At 72.5% G+C, this 18,471-nt stretch carries 14 protein-coding genes; 6 read left to right on the top strand and 8 right to left on the bottom strand.

Translation table 11 applies throughout. The annotated features are described in order from the left end of the window. The first annotated feature begins 123 nt into the window (after positions 1-123). Together AC4IJH_RS16995 and AC4IJH_RS16990 are read left to right on the top strand one after the other, a co-directional pair. Positions 124-2,955 (top strand): serine hydrolase, encoded by a 2,832-nt coding sequence (locus AC4IJH_RS16995; RefSeq protein WP_490852559.1) that lies wholly within the window; start codon positions 124-126, stop codon positions 2,953-2,955. A gap of 177 nt (positions 2,956-3,132) precedes the next feature. Further along, the gene (locus AC4IJH_RS16990; protein WP_490852558.1) at positions 3,133-4,995 is read left to right on the top strand and encodes a DUF8823 domain-containing protein; all 1,863 of its coding nucleotides are present in this window, start codon (positions 3,133-3,135) and stop codon (positions 4,993-4,995) included. 225 nt (positions 4,996-5,220) lie between these two features. Here the strand turns inward: AC4IJH_RS16990 and AC4IJH_RS16985 are convergent, their stop codons facing one another. Next, positions 5,221-6,036, bottom strand: coding sequence for a pentapeptide repeat-containing protein (locus AC4IJH_RS16985; RefSeq protein WP_490852607.1), 816 nt, complete (start codon positions 6,034-6,036; stop codon positions 5,221-5,223). Between the two features lie 251 nt (positions 6,037-6,287). Continuing rightward, positions 6,288-6,566 (bottom strand): hypothetical protein, encoded by a 279-nt coding sequence (locus AC4IJH_RS16980; protein ID WP_490852557.1) that lies wholly within the window; start codon positions 6,564-6,566, stop codon positions 6,288-6,290. Between the two features lie 258 nt (positions 6,567-6,824). On the opposite strand from AC4IJH_RS16980, the gene AC4IJH_RS16975 reads away from it, so the two are divergent. Beyond that, complete coding sequence (locus AC4IJH_RS16975) at positions 6,825-7,535, top strand: hypothetical protein (RefSeq protein ID WP_490852556.1); 711 nt, start codon at positions 6,825-6,827, stop codon at positions 7,533-7,535. Beyond that, positions 7,532-8,812 (top strand): sensor histidine kinase, encoded by a 1,281-nt coding sequence (locus tag AC4IJH_RS16970; RefSeq protein ID WP_490852555.1) that lies wholly within the window; start codon positions 7,532-7,534, stop codon positions 8,810-8,812. Before AC4IJH_RS16975 ends, AC4IJH_RS16970 begins: the two co-directional genes overlap by 4 nt. Before the next feature lie 243 nt (positions 8,813-9,055). On the opposite strand, the gene recQ is transcribed toward AC4IJH_RS16970, so the two are convergent. Further along, complete coding sequence (recQ, locus tag AC4IJH_RS16965; RefSeq protein WP_490852554.1) at positions 9,056-11,008, bottom strand: DNA helicase RecQ; 1,953 nt, start codon at positions 11,006-11,008, stop codon at positions 9,056-9,058. 213 nt (positions 11,009-11,221) lie between these two features. Here recQ and AC4IJH_RS16960 point away from each other — a divergent pair, with 213 nt between their 5' ends. Next, the gene (locus AC4IJH_RS16960) at positions 11,222-12,436 is read left to right on the top strand and encodes a DUF1266 domain-containing protein (protein ID WP_490852553.1); all 1,215 of its coding nucleotides are present in this window, start codon (positions 11,222-11,224) and stop codon (positions 12,434-12,436) included. Between the two features lie 8 nt (positions 12,437-12,444). On the opposite strand, the gene AC4IJH_RS16955 is transcribed toward AC4IJH_RS16960, so the two are convergent. The 4 genes from AC4IJH_RS16955 to AC4IJH_RS16940 all read right to left on the bottom strand — a co-directional run bounded on the left by AC4IJH_RS16955 (position 12,445) and on the right by AC4IJH_RS16940 (position 15,991). Next, a complete protein-coding gene (locus AC4IJH_RS16955; protein ID WP_490852552.1) occupies positions 12,445-13,275 on the bottom strand; it encodes a hypothetical protein in 831 nt (276 codons plus the stop codon). Next, entirely contained in the window at positions 13,256-13,828 is a 573-nt protein-coding gene (locus tag AC4IJH_RS16950; protein ID WP_490852551.1) for an RNA polymerase sigma factor, read from the bottom strand. Before AC4IJH_RS16950 ends, AC4IJH_RS16955 begins: the two co-directional genes overlap by 20 nt. Before the next feature lie 299 nt (positions 13,829-14,127). Beyond that, a complete protein-coding gene (locus AC4IJH_RS16945) occupies positions 14,128-14,901 on the bottom strand; it encodes an SDR family NAD(P)-dependent oxidoreductase (protein ID WP_490852550.1) in 774 nt (257 codons plus the stop codon). A gap of 70 nt (positions 14,902-14,971) precedes the next feature. Further along, on the bottom strand, positions 14,972-15,991 hold the full coding sequence (locus tag AC4IJH_RS16940; RefSeq protein WP_490852549.1) for a ScbA/BarX family gamma-butyrolactone biosynthesis protein: 1,020 nt from the start codon (positions 15,989-15,991) through the stop codon (positions 14,972-14,974). 333 nt (positions 15,992-16,324) lie between these two features. Between AC4IJH_RS16940 and AC4IJH_RS16935 the strand changes: the two genes are divergently transcribed. Next, the gene (locus AC4IJH_RS16935) at positions 16,325-16,954 is read left to right on the top strand and encodes a ScbR family autoregulator-binding transcription factor (RefSeq protein ID WP_490852548.1); all 630 of its coding nucleotides are present in this window, start codon (positions 16,325-16,327) and stop codon (positions 16,952-16,954) included. Between the two features lie 47 nt (positions 16,955-17,001). Here the strand turns inward: AC4IJH_RS16935 and AC4IJH_RS16930 are convergent, their stop codons facing one another. Then, positions 17,002-18,252, bottom strand: a complete 1,251-nt coding sequence (locus AC4IJH_RS16930) for an IS701 family transposase (RefSeq protein WP_490852547.1) — start codon at positions 18,250-18,252, stop codon at positions 17,002-17,004. Positions 18,253-18,471 lie beyond the last annotated feature (219 nt).

Here is an 18,471-nt window from a genome sequence, read left to right as displayed (position 1 = left end):
GGGTGCTGACAGCCCCGGTACGCGTGGCGGCGAGCCGGCGCCCCGCGGACACAGGACACTTGGGAAGTCTGGCTGGGCACGGCACCAGGTACGGGCAAGACGGGCAAGGCGGCAGCGCGACGTATGAAGGAGACATCGGTGGCGGGCGAGTCCCCCGACAAGTCGGAGCAGAAGCAGTCGTCGGGGGAGACGGCGAAGACGGCGAACGGCGAACGCGATCCCCGACTCGCGGCCTTCGGCGACGGCGACACGGAACACAGCGGGCCGGAGCGGAACGCCGAGGACGAGACGTCCAAGGCCTCCGAGACCTCCAAGGCATCCAAGGCCTCCGAAACCCCTGAGGCCCCCGAGACGGCCCGTACGGGCACCTCCTCGGACGATCCCACGGCCGACCGCGAGCCGGACCAGCAGGGACGATCCGCCGGGTCGCCGAAGGGCTCAGCGGCGCCCGAGACCTCCGAGGGGTCCAGGGAGTCCGGGGAGCCCAAGGCATCTGAGACGTCCGCGGCGTCCGAGGGGTCCAAGGCAGCTGAGACGTCCGTGGGGTCCAAGGCCTCCGCGGCGTCCGGTACGAAGACGGCCGCGGACCCGCGCGTGGGTTCGGCCTCGGGCACGGACCGGGCGTCCACGGACGCGGGTACGAACGCGGCCGCAGCCGCGAAGTCCCGAGGCGCGGAAGACGCGAGCGACGCGGACGACGAGAGCGACGCCTCGACGCCCAGCTCCCCCAAGCCCCCCGAGGCCACGGATTCCTCCACCTCCTCCACCTCCTCCACCTCCTCCGCCCCTTCCACGCCCTCCGCTTCCGGGGCCGAGTCCGGTACGAGCCCCAAGGGCGACGACCGGCTGCGGGCGGCCGTGGCCGCGTGGGTGGCGACCGCGGACGACGACGCCGAGGCCGGTGCGCCCGCCTCCGACGCCGCCGCCTCCAACGGCTCTTCCGACACCCTGACCGGCGACGACGACACGGACACCGACGGCGGCAAGCGCCCGTCGTGGGCCCGCGGCTCGGCACCGGCAGACTCGGCCCGTACGCCCGAGGGCAGCGCCGACCGCGCTTCTGAAGCCAAGAACGCCAAGGCCGCGGAGCCCACGAAGCCCACGAAGCCCACGTCCGACAGCGACAGCGGCACCGACAGCACCTCCGAAGCCGACGCCGACAAGGACGCCGACGGCTCGCAGCCCGTGGACCGGGCGACCGCCGTCTTCCGCACCCTCGACGCCGACGAGGCGCCGGTCGACAACGCCACCAAGACGTTTGCCATCGCGAAGTCGAAGCCGAAGCCGGTCGATCAGCCGACGACGGCGATCAAGGCCGTCCGGCCCGCCGACGACAAGAAGGACGGCGACAAGCCGGCCTCGGAGTCGGACGCCGAGCGGACCAGCCAGTTCGTGGCGCTGAAGTCGACCGACGCGCCCCCGATGAAGCCCCCGCGCCCGGTGTCCCCCGGCGCCCCGCTCAAGCCCCCGGCCACCGGCAAGACGGACAAGAAGTCGGCCGACAACGCGGCAGCCGCCCCGGCCACCGACCAGCAGTCCGCCACCCCCTCCGAAGCCAAGCCCGCGGACAAGGCGGGCTCCAAGGCCGCCGCGGCCCAGGCCGAGCCGGGCGCCCTGCCCGCCTCCGAGCACACCAAGCAGCAGCCGCTGCCCCCGCTCGACCTGCTCGCGCAGCTCACCAACACCCCGCCGCCCGCCGAGACCCCGATGCGGACGGTCACCCGCCGCTTCAAGATCTGGACCCCGATCGTCATCCTCCTCGGAGTCATCTTCGTGGTGGTCCAGACCTTCCGCCCCCTCCCCGACCCCACCCTCACCGTCGGCGACGCCAAGTCCTCCTACACCTTCGGCGGCGGCAAGTTCTCCGTCCCGTGGCCGGAGAAGGGGCAGGCGGCGGTGAAGGTTGTGGGCTCCGGCTCCCTGGGGACGTTCGGCGAGGAGAAGCCCGTACCGACGGCGAGCGTCGCCAAGATCATGACGGCATACGTGATTCTGAAGGATCACCCCCTCAAGAAGGACGAGAAGGGGCCGCAGATCGAGGTCGACGCCAAGACCGTGGAGGACGGGAAGTCCGAGGACGAGTCGCGGATCGAGGGCCTCAAGACGGGCCAGAAGTTCAGCCAGCAGGACATGCTGAAGATGCTGATGATCCCCTCGGGTAACAACGTCGCCCGACTCCTGGCCCGCTGGGACACCAAGTCCCAGGACGAGAAGGCATTCGTCGACAAGATGAATGCCGCCGCCAAGGACCTGGGCATGAAGAACACCACCTACACCGACCCCAGCGGTCTGGACGCCAAGACCGTGAGCACCGCCGTGGACCAGCTCAAGCTGGCCGAGGCGGTCATGAAGTTCGACGCTTTCCGCCCGGTAGTCGCGCTCCCCAACGCCGATATTCCGGGCCTGGGACGGATCAACAACAACAACGACCGCCTTCTGGTGGCCGGACTGAGCATCAAGGGCATCAAGACCGGTTCGAGCTCGGCGGCCGGCGGCACGCTGTCGTGGGCGGCCTATAAGTCGGTGGGCGACAAGACCCCGCTGATCATCGGCACCATGATGGACCAGCACTTCAAGGGCCTGGACCCCAACGGCGCCAACAGCTTGACGATGGTGCAGGACAACAGCAAGAAGGTCATCGAGGCCGTGCGCAACGCCCTCACCTCGGCCACCGCCGTCAAGAAGGGCCAGGTCGTCGGCTACGTCGACGACGGTCTGGGCGGCCAGACCCCGGTCGTGGCCACCAAGGACCTGTCGGCCATCGGCGTCGCGGGCCAGAAGCTGGACCTCAAGGTCGGCAAGGGCGACAAGCCCGTCCCGCACCAGGCGAAGGCCGGCACCGTCGTCGGCGAACTGACCGTCGGCACCGGCGAAACCGCCCAGAAGGTCCCGGTAGCCCTCCAGAAGGACCTCACCGAACCGTCCTTCGGCTCCAAGCTGACCCGCATCAGCTGACGCGCACCAGCCAGGGCCGGTAGGCCCACGCGGCCCGGCCGGGACACCCCGGCCGGGCCGTGCCCGTGTCCGGGCCGTATGCGCGTGCTAGCGTCGGCCGACCGCTGTGTCCGGCACGTTGGCCGGGGTGGCGTGGGGCGGGGGAGGACCAGATGGGGAAAGACGGGGAGAGTCGTAGTGACCACCGTGGAGCCGTCCCGCTCCGAGAAAACCGCAGCATCCGACGGGCGAATACCGGTGTCCGGCGCTACCGGCACGAGTGACGGTGCGGCGCCGGAAACGGCCGCCCGTGACGGGCGCCTGCGCGGCGCCGTGCGGGCGTTGGCCCGGCCCGTTCCCGCTGCCGTGCTCAGTGCGGCGGTGCTGCATCTGTTGTGGTTTGTGTTTCTGGCCAACAGTGGTGGGGATCTGGCCGCGCAGGATGCGTGGACGGAGTTCGTGGCGCGGTATCCGGACTCTGCGTACAACCTGACCTGGTACGGCGGGATGCATCCGGCGTCCTACAGCGTCTTCTCGCCGTATCTGATGGTCGCGCTCGGTGTGCGGACGACGATGATGATCGCGGGCACCGTCTCGGCGGGGCTGCTCGCGCTGATTCTGGTCCGCAGCCGGGCCGTCCCCCACCCGCTGGCCGCCTCCCTGTACGGGGTGGTGGCGCTGACCTGCAACGCCATCTCGGGCCGGGTGACCTACGGCCTGGGGCAGATGTTCGCGCTGGCCGCGGTTGCGGCGGTGTTCGCGTGGCCCGCGCGATGGCGTACGCGCAGGCGCTCGCACCGTCTCCCGCGGGCCGCGCTGGTGGCGCTGCTGGCGGGCCTGGCGACGGTGAGCAGCCCGGTGGCGGCGCTGTTCCTGTGGGTGGTCGCGGGCGCGCTGTTCCTCTCCCGCCGCCGGCCCGCCGCCTATGCCCTCGCGCTCGCCCCGGCCGCCGTGATCGGCGCCTCGGCGCTGCTGTTCCCCTTCAGCGGTACGCAGCCGATGACGTTCGCCTCGGCGGCGCTGCCGCTGCTGCTGGCGCTGGCGGTCTTCGTCCTGGCCCCCAGGAAGCCGGTGGACTGGCGCACGGTCCGCCTCGGCGCCGCCGTCTACGCGGCCGGGGTGCTGGCCACCGCGGCCATCGACTCGCAGGTCGGCACCAATGTCGTACGCCTCGCGATGATTTTCTCCGGCGTGGTGCTGATCGCGCTGCTGCCGCTGTACCCGGCCCGGTCCAAGCAGTGGTGGGGAGCGCTGGCCGCGCTGCTCACCGTCACCGTCTGGCACGGCTTCAAGACCGTCGACGACATCGTGCACACCGCCCCCGCCGCGTCCTGGGCGCGCGAGCTGGCGCCCCTGGTGGACCAGCTGGAGCGCCGGGACACCGATCGGGGCCGGGTGGAAGTGGTGCCCGCCCGCAGCCACCGCGAGTCCTCCGCGCTCTCCCCGTACGTCCATCTCGCCCGCGGCTGGAACCGCCAGGCCGACGTCGGGCGCAACCCGCTCTTCTACAAGGGCACGCTCGACGCCACCACCTACCGCCAGTGGCTGGACCGCTGGGCGGTGCGCTACGTCGTGCTCCCGGTGGGCGCCGAGCCGGACGGCTCGGCGCGGGAGGAGGCGCGGCTGGTTGCCTCGGGGCTGCCGTATCTGGACGAGGTCTGGTCGGACTCGCACTGGCGGCTCTACCAGGTCAAGAACCCCACGCCGTTGGCCGCTCCGGGTGCGGAGGCGGTCCGTGAGGGGTCCGCGCAGGTGACGGTGACGGTGAAGAAGGCGGGGCCCGTGGTGGTACGGGTTCCGTATTCGCCGTGGCTGGGGCTGGTCGACGAGCGGGGCAAGGGTGTTGAGGCGCCGCGGCCCGGCGAGCGGGGCGGGCCCGCGGTCAACCGTTACGGCTGTCTGACGAAGGCCGATCCGTCGCCTGACCGGGCGACGGCGGAGCGTGAGCGGCTGCCGGTGGACGAGTGGACGGTGCTGCACGCCCCGCGCGCCGGGACGTATCGCCTGGCCGCGCCGTATCAGCTGCCGCGGGGGACGGCTTGTCCGGAGGGCGTGCGGTAGGGCTTTGCCGAGCGCTTCGCTGGTCGGGCGGTGGTGACGCCGCGGGCCGGTGGGGGCTCCGCTCGCGCCCGCGCGGCGGGGCCGCACAGTGACGCGGTCCCGCGCTTCTTGCGTGGCCCTGCGCTTCTTGCGTGGCCCCGCGTCCCTTGCGCGGCCCTGCGTCCCTGACGGGGCCCTGCGCCCCGACGGGGCCCGGGCGTGCGGCGGGCCTCGGCCGGCCCAGGGCTACCAGTGCGTGGGGTGGCTGAGGGTCGGGGGGAGGACGGTGGTGGCGTTGCCCTTGGCGGCGTTGAGTTGGGCCTGGGTGAGGAAGATGCTGCCGGTGAGGTCGGCGCCGGTGAGGTCGGCGTCGCGGAAGTCGGCGCCGATCAGGTCGGCCTCGCGCAGGTCGGCGTTCTTCAGGTCGGCCGCGATCAGGTAGGCGCCGCGCAGATTGGCGCCGCGCAGGTTGGTGCCGGCGAGCCGGGCGCCGATGAGGTCGGCGCCGCGGTGGTTCTTCTTGCGGCCCGGCACCTTGGCCCGTACCAGTTCGCCGGTGCGTACCAGCAGCGTGTTGACGTCCTGGCGCAGCGCCGCCACGTCCAGTTCCGTCAGGGAGTCGGCGCTGCCGCGGGTGAGCCGGTCGAGGTTGTCCAGGGCGCGCCGCAGGTCGCGGTGGATCGGGCGGGCGGCGGGGTGTTCGAGGGCCTCGGTCACGTACCAGAGCAGCTCGTGGAGCTGGCGCATGACGGGGAAGACCGCGAACATCTGCCGGGCGCTGCCGGGGTTCTTCCGCCAGTCCTGCCCGCCGAAGGTGACCTGGGAGACCTTCTGCCCGGCGCCGAAGCAGTCGAAGACGGTGCAGCCGGAGAAGCCCTTGTCGCGCAGCTGGGTGTGGATGCCGCAGCGGAAGTCCGCCTGGAGGTTCGTGCACGGCTTCCCGGCGTCCTTGTCGACCGCGAAGTCGGCGGAGGCGGCGAAGGGGAGTGCGACGCAGCAGAGCCCGAAGCAGCTGCCGCAGTCCGCCAGGAGGTCCGGCCGCCCGTCACTGGAGACGGGCAGGTCGGGGGCTGCGGGGGAGGCCGCGGCCGTCGCGCGCGGCTGCGGCCGGGCGGGGGCCCGGCGCTTGGCGCGGGGCTTGGACTGGGACCGGGGCTCGGGCTTGGACCGGGACAACGCGCGTGAACTCCTGCCGCAGGGTGAGCACGGCTTCCCGTCGCGCTCCGTACGGTGACCATTGTCCCCGATCGGAGCCCGAGCCCCCGGGCCGGTCCCGGGAGGGGCTCCTGGCCGGTCCCGGGAGAGGGGCTGGGTCAGTGCTGCTGGGCCGACTGGCGGCGGCGGTGCACGACGACGCCCAGGCCCACGACGGCGGCAGCGCCCGCGGCTCCGCCCGCGAGGCCCGCGGGGGGCAGCTGGCCGGCCTTCTCGGCGAGCCCGGCGATGCCGTTGTCGGGCAGCACGGACGTCCGGCCGATCGAGTGAGTGGTGGAGTCCGCGGCGACCGCGACGCCGACCGGCAGGGAGAGGACGGCGAGCGCGCCGGCGGCCACGGTGGCGGTACGGATCACGGAGCGGCGCTTGGTCCGCATGGGAGTACTCCTCGTCGTGGGCGGCCTGACCGCCATGGGGTCTGGGGTGGTGCGTTCTGACAAGGAAGACGCTACGGACCGAGCTTTGCGGCGATCCGTAGGTTGTGTAACAGCGGGCCCGAGCTCTGTGGTCAGTCGTGTCACGACGGGGCCCTCCCGGGATTCACCGCGCCACCGATGTGGGTAGTTTGATGTCGTTAAGTGGTGATTTATTCGCGCTCTGTGCCGGAAGGGCCCGGAAGGCGGTGACGGCGGGCGATGGCGAGGTACGCGAGGCGGCGGACGGGCGGGAGCGCGCCGGCCGCCGCCGTACGGGCCGCGCTGGCCGCGCTCGCCGTCCTGGCCCCGCTCGCCCCGGCGTCGGGCTGCGCGAGCCCGGAGGGGCTGCACAGCGACGGCCGGGCCGAGGACGTCAAGGCCCCGCTCGCCCTGTGGCCCCGGCACACGCCCGCTCCGCCGGGCCGCGACGAGAACCCCGGAGCGCTCAAGCCCGTACCCGGCGTCCCCCGCATCCCCTCCGGCGACATGAAGGACGCCAGGCCGGTGGACGTCGTCACCGCGGACCTGACCTCCGACGGGCAGCGGGCGCCGGACCCCAGGGCCGTACGCGCTCCGGTCCTGCACGATCTGACCGACGACGGCAAGAGTGACCTGATCATCGCCGTCGACCTGGCCGATGGGCGGACCAGCGAACTGCGCGTCTACAGCGTCCGCGACCGGGTCGTCACCCGGATCCTGGGGCTGCGCGCGGTGCTGGCCGGGGTCGAGCTGGCCGCCGGGTACCTCGTCGTACGCGAGCCCACCAAGGACCCGCGCTATGTGAGCGTCACGGACTATGTGTGGGACGACGGGGTGATGGGTCCCTGGAGCATCACCCTGGACGACTACCACAAGGGGCGGCAGGGGAGTGGGCCCAAGACACCGAGTGCGGGACCGAGCGTCGAGCCGAGTGCGGGGAACGCGCGGTGAGGCGCCCCGCGGTCTCCCTGCGCTGGAAGATCGCGCTGACCATCACGGCGGTGTGCTGCGCGGTCGCCGCCGTCCTCGGCGTCCTCGTGCACAACGCCGTCGCCCGCCAGACCGTCGGCCAGGTCCGCAAGGAGACCCGCGCCGACCTGGAGACCGCGCTGGGCTATTTCGAGTACGGCATCTCGGGCGAGGGCCTCAACACCCTCCTGGACCCGCACGAACTCCCGCGAGAGCTGCGCGAGTTGGTGCTGGAGGGCAACACCGGCAGCATGGTCGGTACGCACAAGGGGCAGCCCGTGATGTGGGCGGCGGCGCCCGCGGGCGACCGGATCCTGGCCGTCTGGTCCCCCTACGGCAACACCCGCCGCTCCCTGGAGTCCTTCGACCGGGCCATCCTCGGCTCCGCCGTCCTGGCCGCCACCGCCGTCGCGCTCGCCGGTGTCCTGTTCGCGCACCGTACGAGCCGCCGTCTGCGGGCCACCGCCGATGTCGCGCGCCGGATCACGGCGGGCGACCTGGACGCGCGGGTCGGCGTCAAGAGGCGTACGGGCAAAGGGGCGGCGGGGCAGGACGAGGTCGGCGCGGTGGCCGTGGCGCTGGACTCCATGGCGGGGTCCCTGCAGAGCCGCCTGGAGGCCGAACAGCGCTTCACCGCCGATGTCGCCCACGAGCTGCGCACCCCGCTCACCGGCATCCTCGCCTCGGCCGCGCTGCTCCCCGAGGGCCGCCCCAAGGAGATGATCAACGACCGGCTGCGGGCGCTGCACCGGCTCACCGAGGACCTGCTGGAGATCTCCCGGCTGGACTCGGGCACCGAGCGCGCGGAGATGGGCACGTACGAACTGGGCGCGCTGGTCGAGCGGTCCGTACGCGCCACCGGGCTGGACACCGAGGTCAGGGTCGAGCGCGAGACGCGGGTCGAGACGGACCGCCGCCGCCTGGACCGCATCGTGGCCAACCTCGTCATCAACGCGCACCGGCACGGCAGACCGCCGGTCGTGATCACGGTGGGCGCCGAGCCCCGGGGGCCCCGCCCGGCTCCGGTCATCGAGGTCCGCGACCACGGCCCCGGCCTGCCGGAGCAGTTGCTGCACCACGGGCCGCAGCGCTTTCGCACCGACGCGCCGGGGCGCGGCAAGGGCCACGGCCTCGGCCTGACCATCGCGGTCGGCCAGGCGGCCGTCCTCGGCATCGAGCTGACCTTCGCCAACGCCCCGGACGGCGGCGCGCTCGTGCGCCTCTGCCTCCCCGCGGAGTCGACGCCGCCCCCTGCCTGACCAGGGGATACCGGCGTCAGCGGAACGTCAGCGGGACGTGAGCGCCGGGCCGCAGGATGGGCCGTGCACGCAGGTGCGGCGTCGGCGTCCTGCCGGATCCCCCTTCCCGGCAGGCCGCCGCCGCAACGACCGAAGAAGCTGCCACCGGCATGCAGGGATGCAAGGCCGCCGTCGTCGCGGCCGCCGCCCCGGCGAGTACCGCCGTGGTGAGGCTCCCTCGCCCGCCGGCGGGATCGCCGTCGGCTACCAGTCCACGTCTTCCTCGTGGCCGTCCCCGCTCGCGTCGGCGGGCTCCTCCGGCAGGGCTTCCTCGTCGCCGTCCCGCCCCGCCAGCACGTCCAGGATCTGCCCGCCGTACTTGGCGAGCTTGTTCTCGCCCACGCCGCTGATCGAGCCGAGGGCGGCGGTGTCCGTCGGCTGCGCCACGGCGATCTCGCGCAGCGTCGCGTCGTGGAAGATCACGTACGCGGGGACGCCCTGCTCCTTGGCCGTACGGCCCCGCCAGGCGCGCAGTGCCTCGAAGACCGGCAGCGCCTCCTGCGGCAGGTCCACCGGCGCCGAGCGCTTGGCCTTCGCTGCCTTCGCGGTCTTCGCGGCCTTTTCGGGTTCCTTGCGCATGGGTACCTCGCGCCGCCCGCCCAGCACCTCGCCGCTGGCCTCGGTCAGCACCAGGGTGCCGTAGTCGCCCTCCACGGCGAGCAGGCCCTGCGCCAGCAACTGCCGTACCACGCCCCGCCATTCGGCCTCGCGCAGATCGGCCCCCACCCCGAAGACGCTGAGCGCGTCGTGGTCGAACTGGATGACCTTCGCGGTCTTCTTGCCCAGCAGGATGTCGATGATCTGGCCCGCCCCGAACTTCTGCCCGCGCTCGCGCTGCAGCCGCACCACCGTCGACAGCAGCTTCTGCGCGGCGACCGTGCCGTCCCAGGTCTGCGGCGGGGTCAGACAGGTGTCGCAGTTGCCGCAGGCTGCGCTCTGCTGCCCGAAGTAGTCCAGCAGCCGCACCCGGCGGCACTGCACCGTCTCGCACAGCGCCAGCATCGCGTCCAGATGCGCGGACAGCCGCCGCCGGTGGGCGTCGTCGCCCTCCGAACCGTCGATCATCTTCCGCTGCTGGACGACGTCCTGGAGCCCATAGGCCAGCCAGGCCGTCGAGGGCTGCCCGTCGCGCCCCGCGCGCCCGGTCTCCTGGTAGTACCCCTCGACGGACTTCGGCAGATCCAGGTGGGCCACGAAGCGTACGTCCGGCTTGTCGATGCCCATGCCGAACGCGATCGTGGCGACCACGACCATGCCCTCCTCGCGCAGGAACCGCGACTGGTGCTCGGCGCGCGTACGGGAATCCAGGCCCGCGTGGTACGGCAGCGCGGGGATGCCGTTGTCCACCAGGAACTGGGCGGTCTTCTCCACCGAGGCGCGCGACAGGCAGTAGACGATGCCGGCGTCCCCGGAGTGCTCCTCGCGCAGCAGCGCCAGCAGCTGCTTCTTCGGGTCGTTCTTCGCCGCGATGCGGTACTGGATGTTGGGCCGGTCGAAGCTGGAGACGAAGTGCCGGGCCTGCTCCATGCTCAGCCGGGAGGTGATCTCGGCGTGGGTGGCCCGGGTCGCGGTCGCCGTCAGCGCCATCCTCGGCACCTCGGGCCACCGCTCGCGCAGCATCGACAGCGCCAGGTAGTCGGGCCGGAAGTCGTGGCCCCACTGCGCGACGCAGTGCGCCTCGTCGATCGCGAACAGCGAGATCTTCCCGCGGTCCAGCAGGCTCAGGGTCTGCTCCACCCGCAGCCGCTCCGGCGCCAGATACAGCAGGTCCAGCTCGCCCGCCAGGAACTCGGCCTCCACCAGCCGCCGCTCCTCGAAGTCCTGCGTGGAGTTGAGGAAACCGGCTCGTACGCCCACCGCGCGCAGCGCGTCGACCTGGTCCTGCATCAGCGCGATCAGCGGTGAGACCACGACCCCGACCCCGGGCCTGACCAGCGCCGGGATCTGGTAGCACAGCGACTTGCCACCGCCGGTCGGCATCAGCACGACCGCGTCCCCGCCCCCTATGACGTGCTCGATGATCTCCTGCTGGCTGCCGCGGAAGGCGTCGTAGCCGAAGACGCGGCGCAGCACCCCCACGGCCTCGCCCGCGGCACCGCCCGCCGCACCGGCCTCGTTCGCTTCTTCGGCCCCGGGACCGTTGTCGAGATCAGTCATTCCTGAAGCGTACGAGCTTCGCGCCGCGCCCCGCTGAGCCTGTGGACAACTCCGGACCGGCCCACGCGAGGGAGAGGTGGGGAAGCCCGGAAACGTGGGAAATATAGAGGTGCGCCACGGCACGCAGCATGTGCCGATGGCAGGAGCCGTAACAACACAGAGACGCAGCGGTACAGGAATCCAGGGACACAGGGACACGGGGGTGCGGCGGAGATGGGTGACACGGCCAGTACGGGGGAGCCGGGGGACGCGGACCGCAGCGCCGCCTGGACCCCGCCCACCGACGTCGAACGCGCCTTGTACGACGCCAAGTCGCGGGCGGACTGGGACGGCTACAAGCGCGTCCTGCTGCGCGCCGAGACGCTCACCTTCGCCGTGAAGGACGAGGTCGACGAGGTGGGGGCGGCCGCGTCCATGCTGCTGTTCAACGCCCCCGACGGCGGCCGCTGCTTCGTCGTCCACACCCGCGGCCAGCTCCCGGCCCGCCACCCCGACCTCGTCCTGTGCGCCGTACCGCTGCCCCCGGGCCCGGCCTTCGACGGCCTGGACGGCCCGCCCGGACTGCTGGTCAACCCCGGCACGCCCGACGAGGCCTACTTCCCCGCGGACCAGGGCCAGGACCACCACTGGCGGGCGCTGGCGGTGGAGGCCCCCGAGCGCGCCCGGGGCGATGGCGCGCTGCTCACCAAATACACCGGCCCGCTGCACGGCCCGCTCGCCCACGCCCTGGCCTGCGGCACCCACCTGGCCGTCCACAACCAGGTCCTGTGGAACGACCTGGGCGACGTCTGCGGCGACTACCTCCGCGACGTCGCGATCCTGCGCGAGTCCTGGGGCGTCTTCGACCGCGCGGGCTGGCGCGAGCAGCTCACCCAGCTGCTCCAGGAGCCCGCCGCCCCCTCCCTGCAGGAGTTCGCGCTGGGCGTGCGCCGCGAGATCGCCCGCCGCTATCCCGGCGCGCACACCGACCCGCAGCTGTGGCGCCGGGTGACGGCCAACACCCTGCGCGAACGCGGCGCCGACGAGCTGGAGGTCGCCGCCTCCGGGTCCCTGATCGGCCGGATCACCCGGTACGAGTCCCGCTTCCGCGCCGACGACCTGCTGCCCCCCGACGGGTACGTCACCTCCGCGCTGGGCTACGACTACGGGCGCGCGGTCAGCTTCGCCCGCTGGGGCCTGGGCGCCCGCTACGCCGAGCGCCCCGAGGTCGAGCAGGCCGTGCTGCGGGCCGGCCGGCTGTGCCGCGAGCGGTACACCTCCTGGGACGACTTCTCGGCGGGCTACATCCTGGGCCGGGCCCTGCGCTACGACGAGGAGGCCTTCGGCCCCATGTACGGCTCGGCCCTCACTCCGCACCGGGTCCTGGCCGGCAGCCCCGACAGCCCCTGGAACACCGTCCCCTTCCACCTGAACGCCCAGGCACTTTGACGACAGGACTAGGGGCCGGTCAACTCCTCTATGCGCTGGGCGAATCCGGCCGGGAGCAGGGGGAGGTCGAGTTCGTCGACGTACTCGACGGCGGTGGAGACATAGCCCACCACCGCGGCCGAGGCGGCGGACGGCACGGCCTGGGCCGCCAGTTCCGCCAGCTCGACCTCCAGGCCGACCGCCCAGGTGATGACCAGGTCGTACGCCTTGGCGCACGGCCGGGTGCGCGCGGTGCGGCCGGGGAGCGAAGAGTGATCCGTGCGGTCCGGGTCGGCCTGGGCGTGCCACCAGTGCGCCTCGCCGACCTCGGCGAGCGCCATGTGGTGGAGGTAGAGGCAGTACGCGGCGCAGGTGTCCCCGGCCCCGGCCGCGTACTGCCACCAGAAGCGGGCGGAGTCCTCGCGCCCGGCCAGCTGCAGGACACACGCCAGCACGCGGGCGCCGCTGGGCTCCAGCACGCGGTCCCCGATGAACGTCACCATCTGGTGCAGCGCGTCGGGCTGCCCGACCAGCAGCCGGCACAGCCGCCGCAGGTCCGCCGCGGCCTCCCGCATCCGCCGCCGCTCGGCCGGATCGGGCCCGACCGCCCTGCGGTAGGCGGCGGGAGCCGGCTCCTGGCGGTCCTGGCCCGCCGCCGCGGCCTCGGGGCGCTCCTGTGCCGCCCACTGGGTGGCCTGGACGGCATCGTCGAAGGACAGTGCGCCGTGCAGCATGCGGTCGCCCAGCCGCGCGGCCAACCGGCCCTCGGCGGCGGCCAGTTCGCGCGCGCTGTACGGGGGCGAGTTCAGCCGGGCCCTGGCCAGCAGCCCGTCGATCCGCTCACTCCGCGAGGCGCTCATCGCCTTTCCCTTCCTCCAGGCCGAAGGCCTGCCGCAGCCGGTGCCGTGCATAGCGGACGGTCGAGCGGACCCCGGCCTCGGTGATGCCCAGGATGCGGGCCGTCTCCTTGGTGGTGTTGCCCAGCCCGAAGCGCAGCACCATCACGTCGCGCTGCCGTTCGGGCAGCGCCTTGACGGCCTGGTACAGCGCGATGGACGCCTCCAACTCCCCGATGGGATCGATGGTGTTGGACAGCGACTGCGTCTCGAAGGCCGCGACGTCGACGACCACGGGCCGCCTGCCGCGGGCTCGCGCGTGGTCGACCGTACGGTTCTTGACCACCCGCCAGGCATACGCCTCGGGGACCGGCTGGGCCAGTACGGTCGGCCAGGAGAGCATCAGCTGCTCGAAGGCGAGGTCGACGGCTTCCTCGGCGTCCGCCCGTGACCCCAGGTGGAGTTCGGCCCAGCGGACGTAGTCGCCGCGGTAGAGCTGGTGGAACGCGCGGAAGTCGGCCGGCAGGCCGGGCAGGGCAGTCACGGAAGAATGCCGGTGGTGGTCTTCCTCGTTCATCGGCGGCCGTCCCCGCGCCGTCGTGGCGGTATGGGCACATCGGCGCCGGACGCGCGCACCGCGGGCACGGCTGTGTCGCACAGGATCTCGAGAATCACGGAACCTTCGGTTCCCCTCCGGTTGGTGTGGGCGGTGCCGTCTCACACGACACCGAGAGTATTCGCACTCTCTGACCCCAATAGCGTTCAGGAACGCTCAACCGTGCAATGAATGAAGGCAAAATCTTACGGAGCGCTACTGGCCGGTTACCCCCGTCAGGTCCGGAATGCCCGCCTGTGGCGAGCCCCGTGCGAGACGCCTCAGGCCGCCGTCCAGCCGCCGTCCACCGGCATCGCCGTACCGGTGACGAAGGAGGCCCGGTCGCTGCACAGCCAGGCCGCCGCCTCGGCCGCCTCCGCCGGTGCCGCCATCCTCTTCTGCACCGAGCGCGTGACGAAGGACTCCTCCAACTCCGGTGTATTGCCCAGCACTTCGTCCATCAGCTCGGTGCGGACGCTGCCCATCACCAGGGAGTTGACCCGTATGCCCCGCTGCCCGTAGTCCGCTGCGGCGGCTCTGGTGAGCCCGATCACCGCGTGCTTGGCGGCCACGTACGGCGCGCTGGCCCCGGTGGCCAGCACCCCGGCGACGCTGGCGGTGTTCACGATCGAACCGCCCCGGCCGGAGCCGAGCATCACCGGTATCTGCTGGCGCAGGCAGTTCCACACGCCGCCCACATTGACCGCCATGGTGCGGGCGAACACCTCGTCACCGGTCTCGTGCAGCGAGGGACCGGCCGTGGCCCAGCCGGCGTTGTTGAACGCCACGTCCAGCCCGCCGAAGTGCTCCACGGCCGCCGCGACGGCCCGCTCGACGTCCTGCGGGCGGGTCACATCGCCCGCCGCCGCCACCGCGCGACCGCCGCGGGCGCGGATCCGCTCGACGAGGGCGTCGAGGCGGTCGGCGCGCCGGGCCATCAGCACCACCGCGGCCCCCTCGGCGGCGAACAGCTCGGCCGCCGCCGCGCCGATCCCGCTGGAAGACCCGGTGATCATGGCGACCTTGCCGCTCAGCAACTTCTGCTCACTGCTCATCAGAACTCTTTCGGCTTTTCCCGCCCGCACGGCAGCGGGCGGTGGGAGGTGTCCTGGACGGGGCACAGGCTCAGGACCGGCCCGTACGAGGAGCGATGTGGCGCCGCTTCTGGGCGGGCACGCGGGGCAGCACGGGCCCGGCGGTGCCGAGTGCGGGCACGCCCGTGCGCAGGGCCGCCGCGGGGGTGAGCGTGACGGCCGCGGAGAAGATGACGCTCTCGTGCTGGCGCGCGAGGACCAGGACGCGGAACTGCCCGTCGGGGCCGCCGTCGCCGGCGAGCAGCGGTTCGGTCTCGATCCAGCAGGGCGCGTCCAGCTCGGCGTAGCGGATGAAGTCGCAGTCCATGCCCGTGGCCAGGGCCTGCCCCGGAGCGGCCGTGGCCTGGGCGGCCTGCCGCGCCGCCTCCAGCAGCAGCATGCCCGGCGCGTGGTCGACGGGGTGGTCGAAGAGCACGGGGTGGGTGAGGTCCACGCGCAGCCGGGTGCGGCCCGGCACGCCGGTGGGGGAGAGGACCACGTCCTGGGGCCGGTCGCGGCCCACCAGGTGCGCCGCCAGGGCGGGCGCGGGGGCCAGGGCCCGCGACGTGGCCTCGGCCAGATCCCCGTACGGGCCGCGCAGCCGCTGGTAGATGGCGGGGGACTGGTTGGAGAAGCTGGTGCGCGCCGTGCCCAGCGGGCGCCCGTCGCACAGGATGTCCACCCGCATGTCGACGGTAGCCGGGCGGCCCCCGCGCCGTACGACGTCGGTGCAGGTGATGCGCAGCTCGATCGCGCCGGAAGTGGCGGCGGCCAGCGCCGCGGGGTCGAGCGCGAAGCGGAAGTCGCGCCAGGCCTGGCGGTGCCCCAGGGGCGCGCCGTAGGCGAGGTGGGTGAGCAGGGGGACGGTCTGGCGTATCGACTCCGCGGCCAGCAGCGGGTCGTGGACGCCGTGCCCGGAGGCGTAGAAGGGGTGCCGGTGCGGCCACTGGGCGGTGACGCGGTAGGTGTCGGGGCCCGTGGCGCGCCAGCCGGTGAGCAGTACTTCGGAACGCTCGAGCTTGTGCACGTACTCCTGTGCCACGGTGCCGTCGTGCGCGGACAGTACGGACATGGAAGTTCCCCCAAGGCGCGTGAGAAGATCCGGCGCGTCAGGAGCGCCGGTGTCGGGCTGATGCCGATGCGCGAGAATAAAGAGTGTTCGTTTTGTTTCCCGAGATCTCTTGATCATGACTTTGCCACATCTCCCACCGCTGTCCAAGATCTGGACACTGCAGTGGTTTTGCGGGACTATGCCAAGTTTCGCGGCGTGTTGGGCGAGACGCCGCTTCCGCAGTCGGCGGCGAGGGAGTGAAGTGCCGGGTCACGAGCTCCCCGTGTGGGCGCGGAGCAGGTAGTGTCAAGAGGCACCATAAAGAGTGTTCTAATTTTTCTGGAGGGGTGTCTGGTGGCGCGGCCGAAGCAGGAACGAGCTGTGCAGACCCGCGAGGTGATCCTGCGCGCGGCAGCGGAGATCTTCGACGAGTTCGGTTACTCGGGCGCGAGCATCAACAAGATCATCCAGCGTGCCGGTGCCACCTCGGGGGCGATGTACTTCCACTTCGAATCCAAGGAGGGGCTGGCCCGGGCGGTGATGAACGCCCAGCCGGAGACCATCATTCCGCTTCTGGCGTCCGAGGGGCTGCAGCGCCTGGTGGACATCACCCTGATCTGGGCCCACCGCCTGAGGGTGGATCCCGTACTGCGGGCGGGCGTTCGGCTCGCGACGGAGCAGAGCACCTTCGGCCTGCAGGACGCCACGTCCTTCCGGGACTGGGAGCGGATCATGGGGGAGTGCCTTCAGGTCGCCCGGGACAAGGGCGAGTTGCAGGCCGGGGTGGAGCCCGAGGAGGTGGCCGAGTTCGTGGTCGAGGCGTGCACCGGCATGCAGACCGTCTCCGCGGTGGTCTGCGGGCGGGAGGATCTGACGGAGCGCACGGTACGGATGTGGCAGCTGCTGCTTCCCGGTATCGCGGTGCCCGCCGTAGTGGCGCGCACTTCCGTCAACCCGGAGCGCGTACAGGCCGCCTCGGTCTGAGACGGCCCGCGCCCGATGCGCACGCCGGGCCCCGCGCTCGCGCCGGTTCAGGCGGACCGGCGGCCGGGTGAGAGGGCGCGGCCGTCCCCTTCGGCGAGCCGGCTGTAGGCGTACGCGGCGGACGCCAGCGTCATGTGGTGGTGCCAGCCCGGGTAGGAGCGGCCCCCGAAGTCCAGCAGGCCGAAACCGGTCCGGAGGGTCCTGAGGGTGGCCGCCGTGGCGGCGGACGGCCCGGTGAACCGGAGGAGTTCGTCGGCCCGGCCGTCCACCAGGCTGGTGATCCACAGGCGGGCGTGCCGCCCGTCGCCCGGCCCCGTCCGGGCGAACAGCCGGTACGGGCGCGCCGGAGCGTCCGCTCCCTCGGGCAGCCGGACCAGCGCCGAGCGGATCTGTACGCGGCCGATGCCGCCGCCGTGCGCGAGCGCTGGGATCGCGTACGGGTGCAGACCGCCATGCCCTAGGCGCTGTTCGCCGTACAGCGCGGCGGCCGCGGGCGTGCTGCGGTCTCCGCCGACGGGCAGCACCGGCAGCGAGCCGGGCACCGCGACGACGAAGTCCTGGCCGCGGCGGCTCAACCCGGCCAGCAGCGCGGCCGTTTGAGCCGCCGCGCCCTCCGATTCCTCCGTACCCTCTGTGCCTTCCGCGACCGCCGCGCCCTGCGTCCCCTCCGCGCTCAGGTCCGCCACGAGCGGCACCGCGACCGCGCTGCGGGCGGCCAGGGAGTCGAGCATGTCCAGCACCAGCGCCCGTACGGGGCGATGGCGCACATCGTCCGGGATGCGCGTGCGCCGCCGCAGGCCCGGGTCCCGGGACCACGGCTCGGGCAGCAGCAGCCGCCAGTCCACGGGGAGGTGCAGCTGCCCGTCGGACAGGAAAAGGCCCACCGCCACCTGGCAGTTGACGGACCTTTTGCCCTCCTGGCCAGCGCGGTGGTGCACGCCGACGGAGTGGCTGCCGCGCTTGGGCAGGACGGCCAGGCCCACGGTCCACGACGTCGGCGTCAACCGCCGCTCGGTCCAGCGGACCAGCTGTTCCAGGGCGGGGTTCCAGTCCCAGGGGCTGGCGTTGACGAACTGGTGCAGCGACTGCGCCGCGGTCGGTGAGTCGGAGACGGCCGCGGCCAGTCGGCGTACCGACTTCCTGCCCCGCGAGGTCAGCAGCCCGCGCAGATAGGCGGCCGCCCAGCGGCGCTGGTCGGCCCGCGGCAGATGCGCGAAGAGCTCCTCGGTGAAAGCGGCGAGCTCCTCGGTGACGGGGGTGGGCTGCGCCTGGGCAGGCGCTGTCGCACGCGCGGCCATGGTGGGTGCCCCCCTTCGATCCGTATCCGAGCCTCGTCGCCGAAACGATACAGAACGATCGCTTTATTTTCGACTCCTTGAGCGGACCGGTGCCGTGCCGGGCTCCAGGGAAAGCCCGCATATTCGTTAAGTCGCCGTTGTCAGACCGCTCTTGGGCTGCGCAGGCTGGCCCTCCCCACCGGTGCAGCCGCTGTGCCGGCCACCGCTGAGGACGATCCG

This window comes from Streptomyces sp. UF-297 (assembly GCF_058245575.1).
The sequence above is the reverse complement of the archived record's forward strand: the minus strand, read 5'-3'. Positions and strand labels throughout refer to the sequence as shown.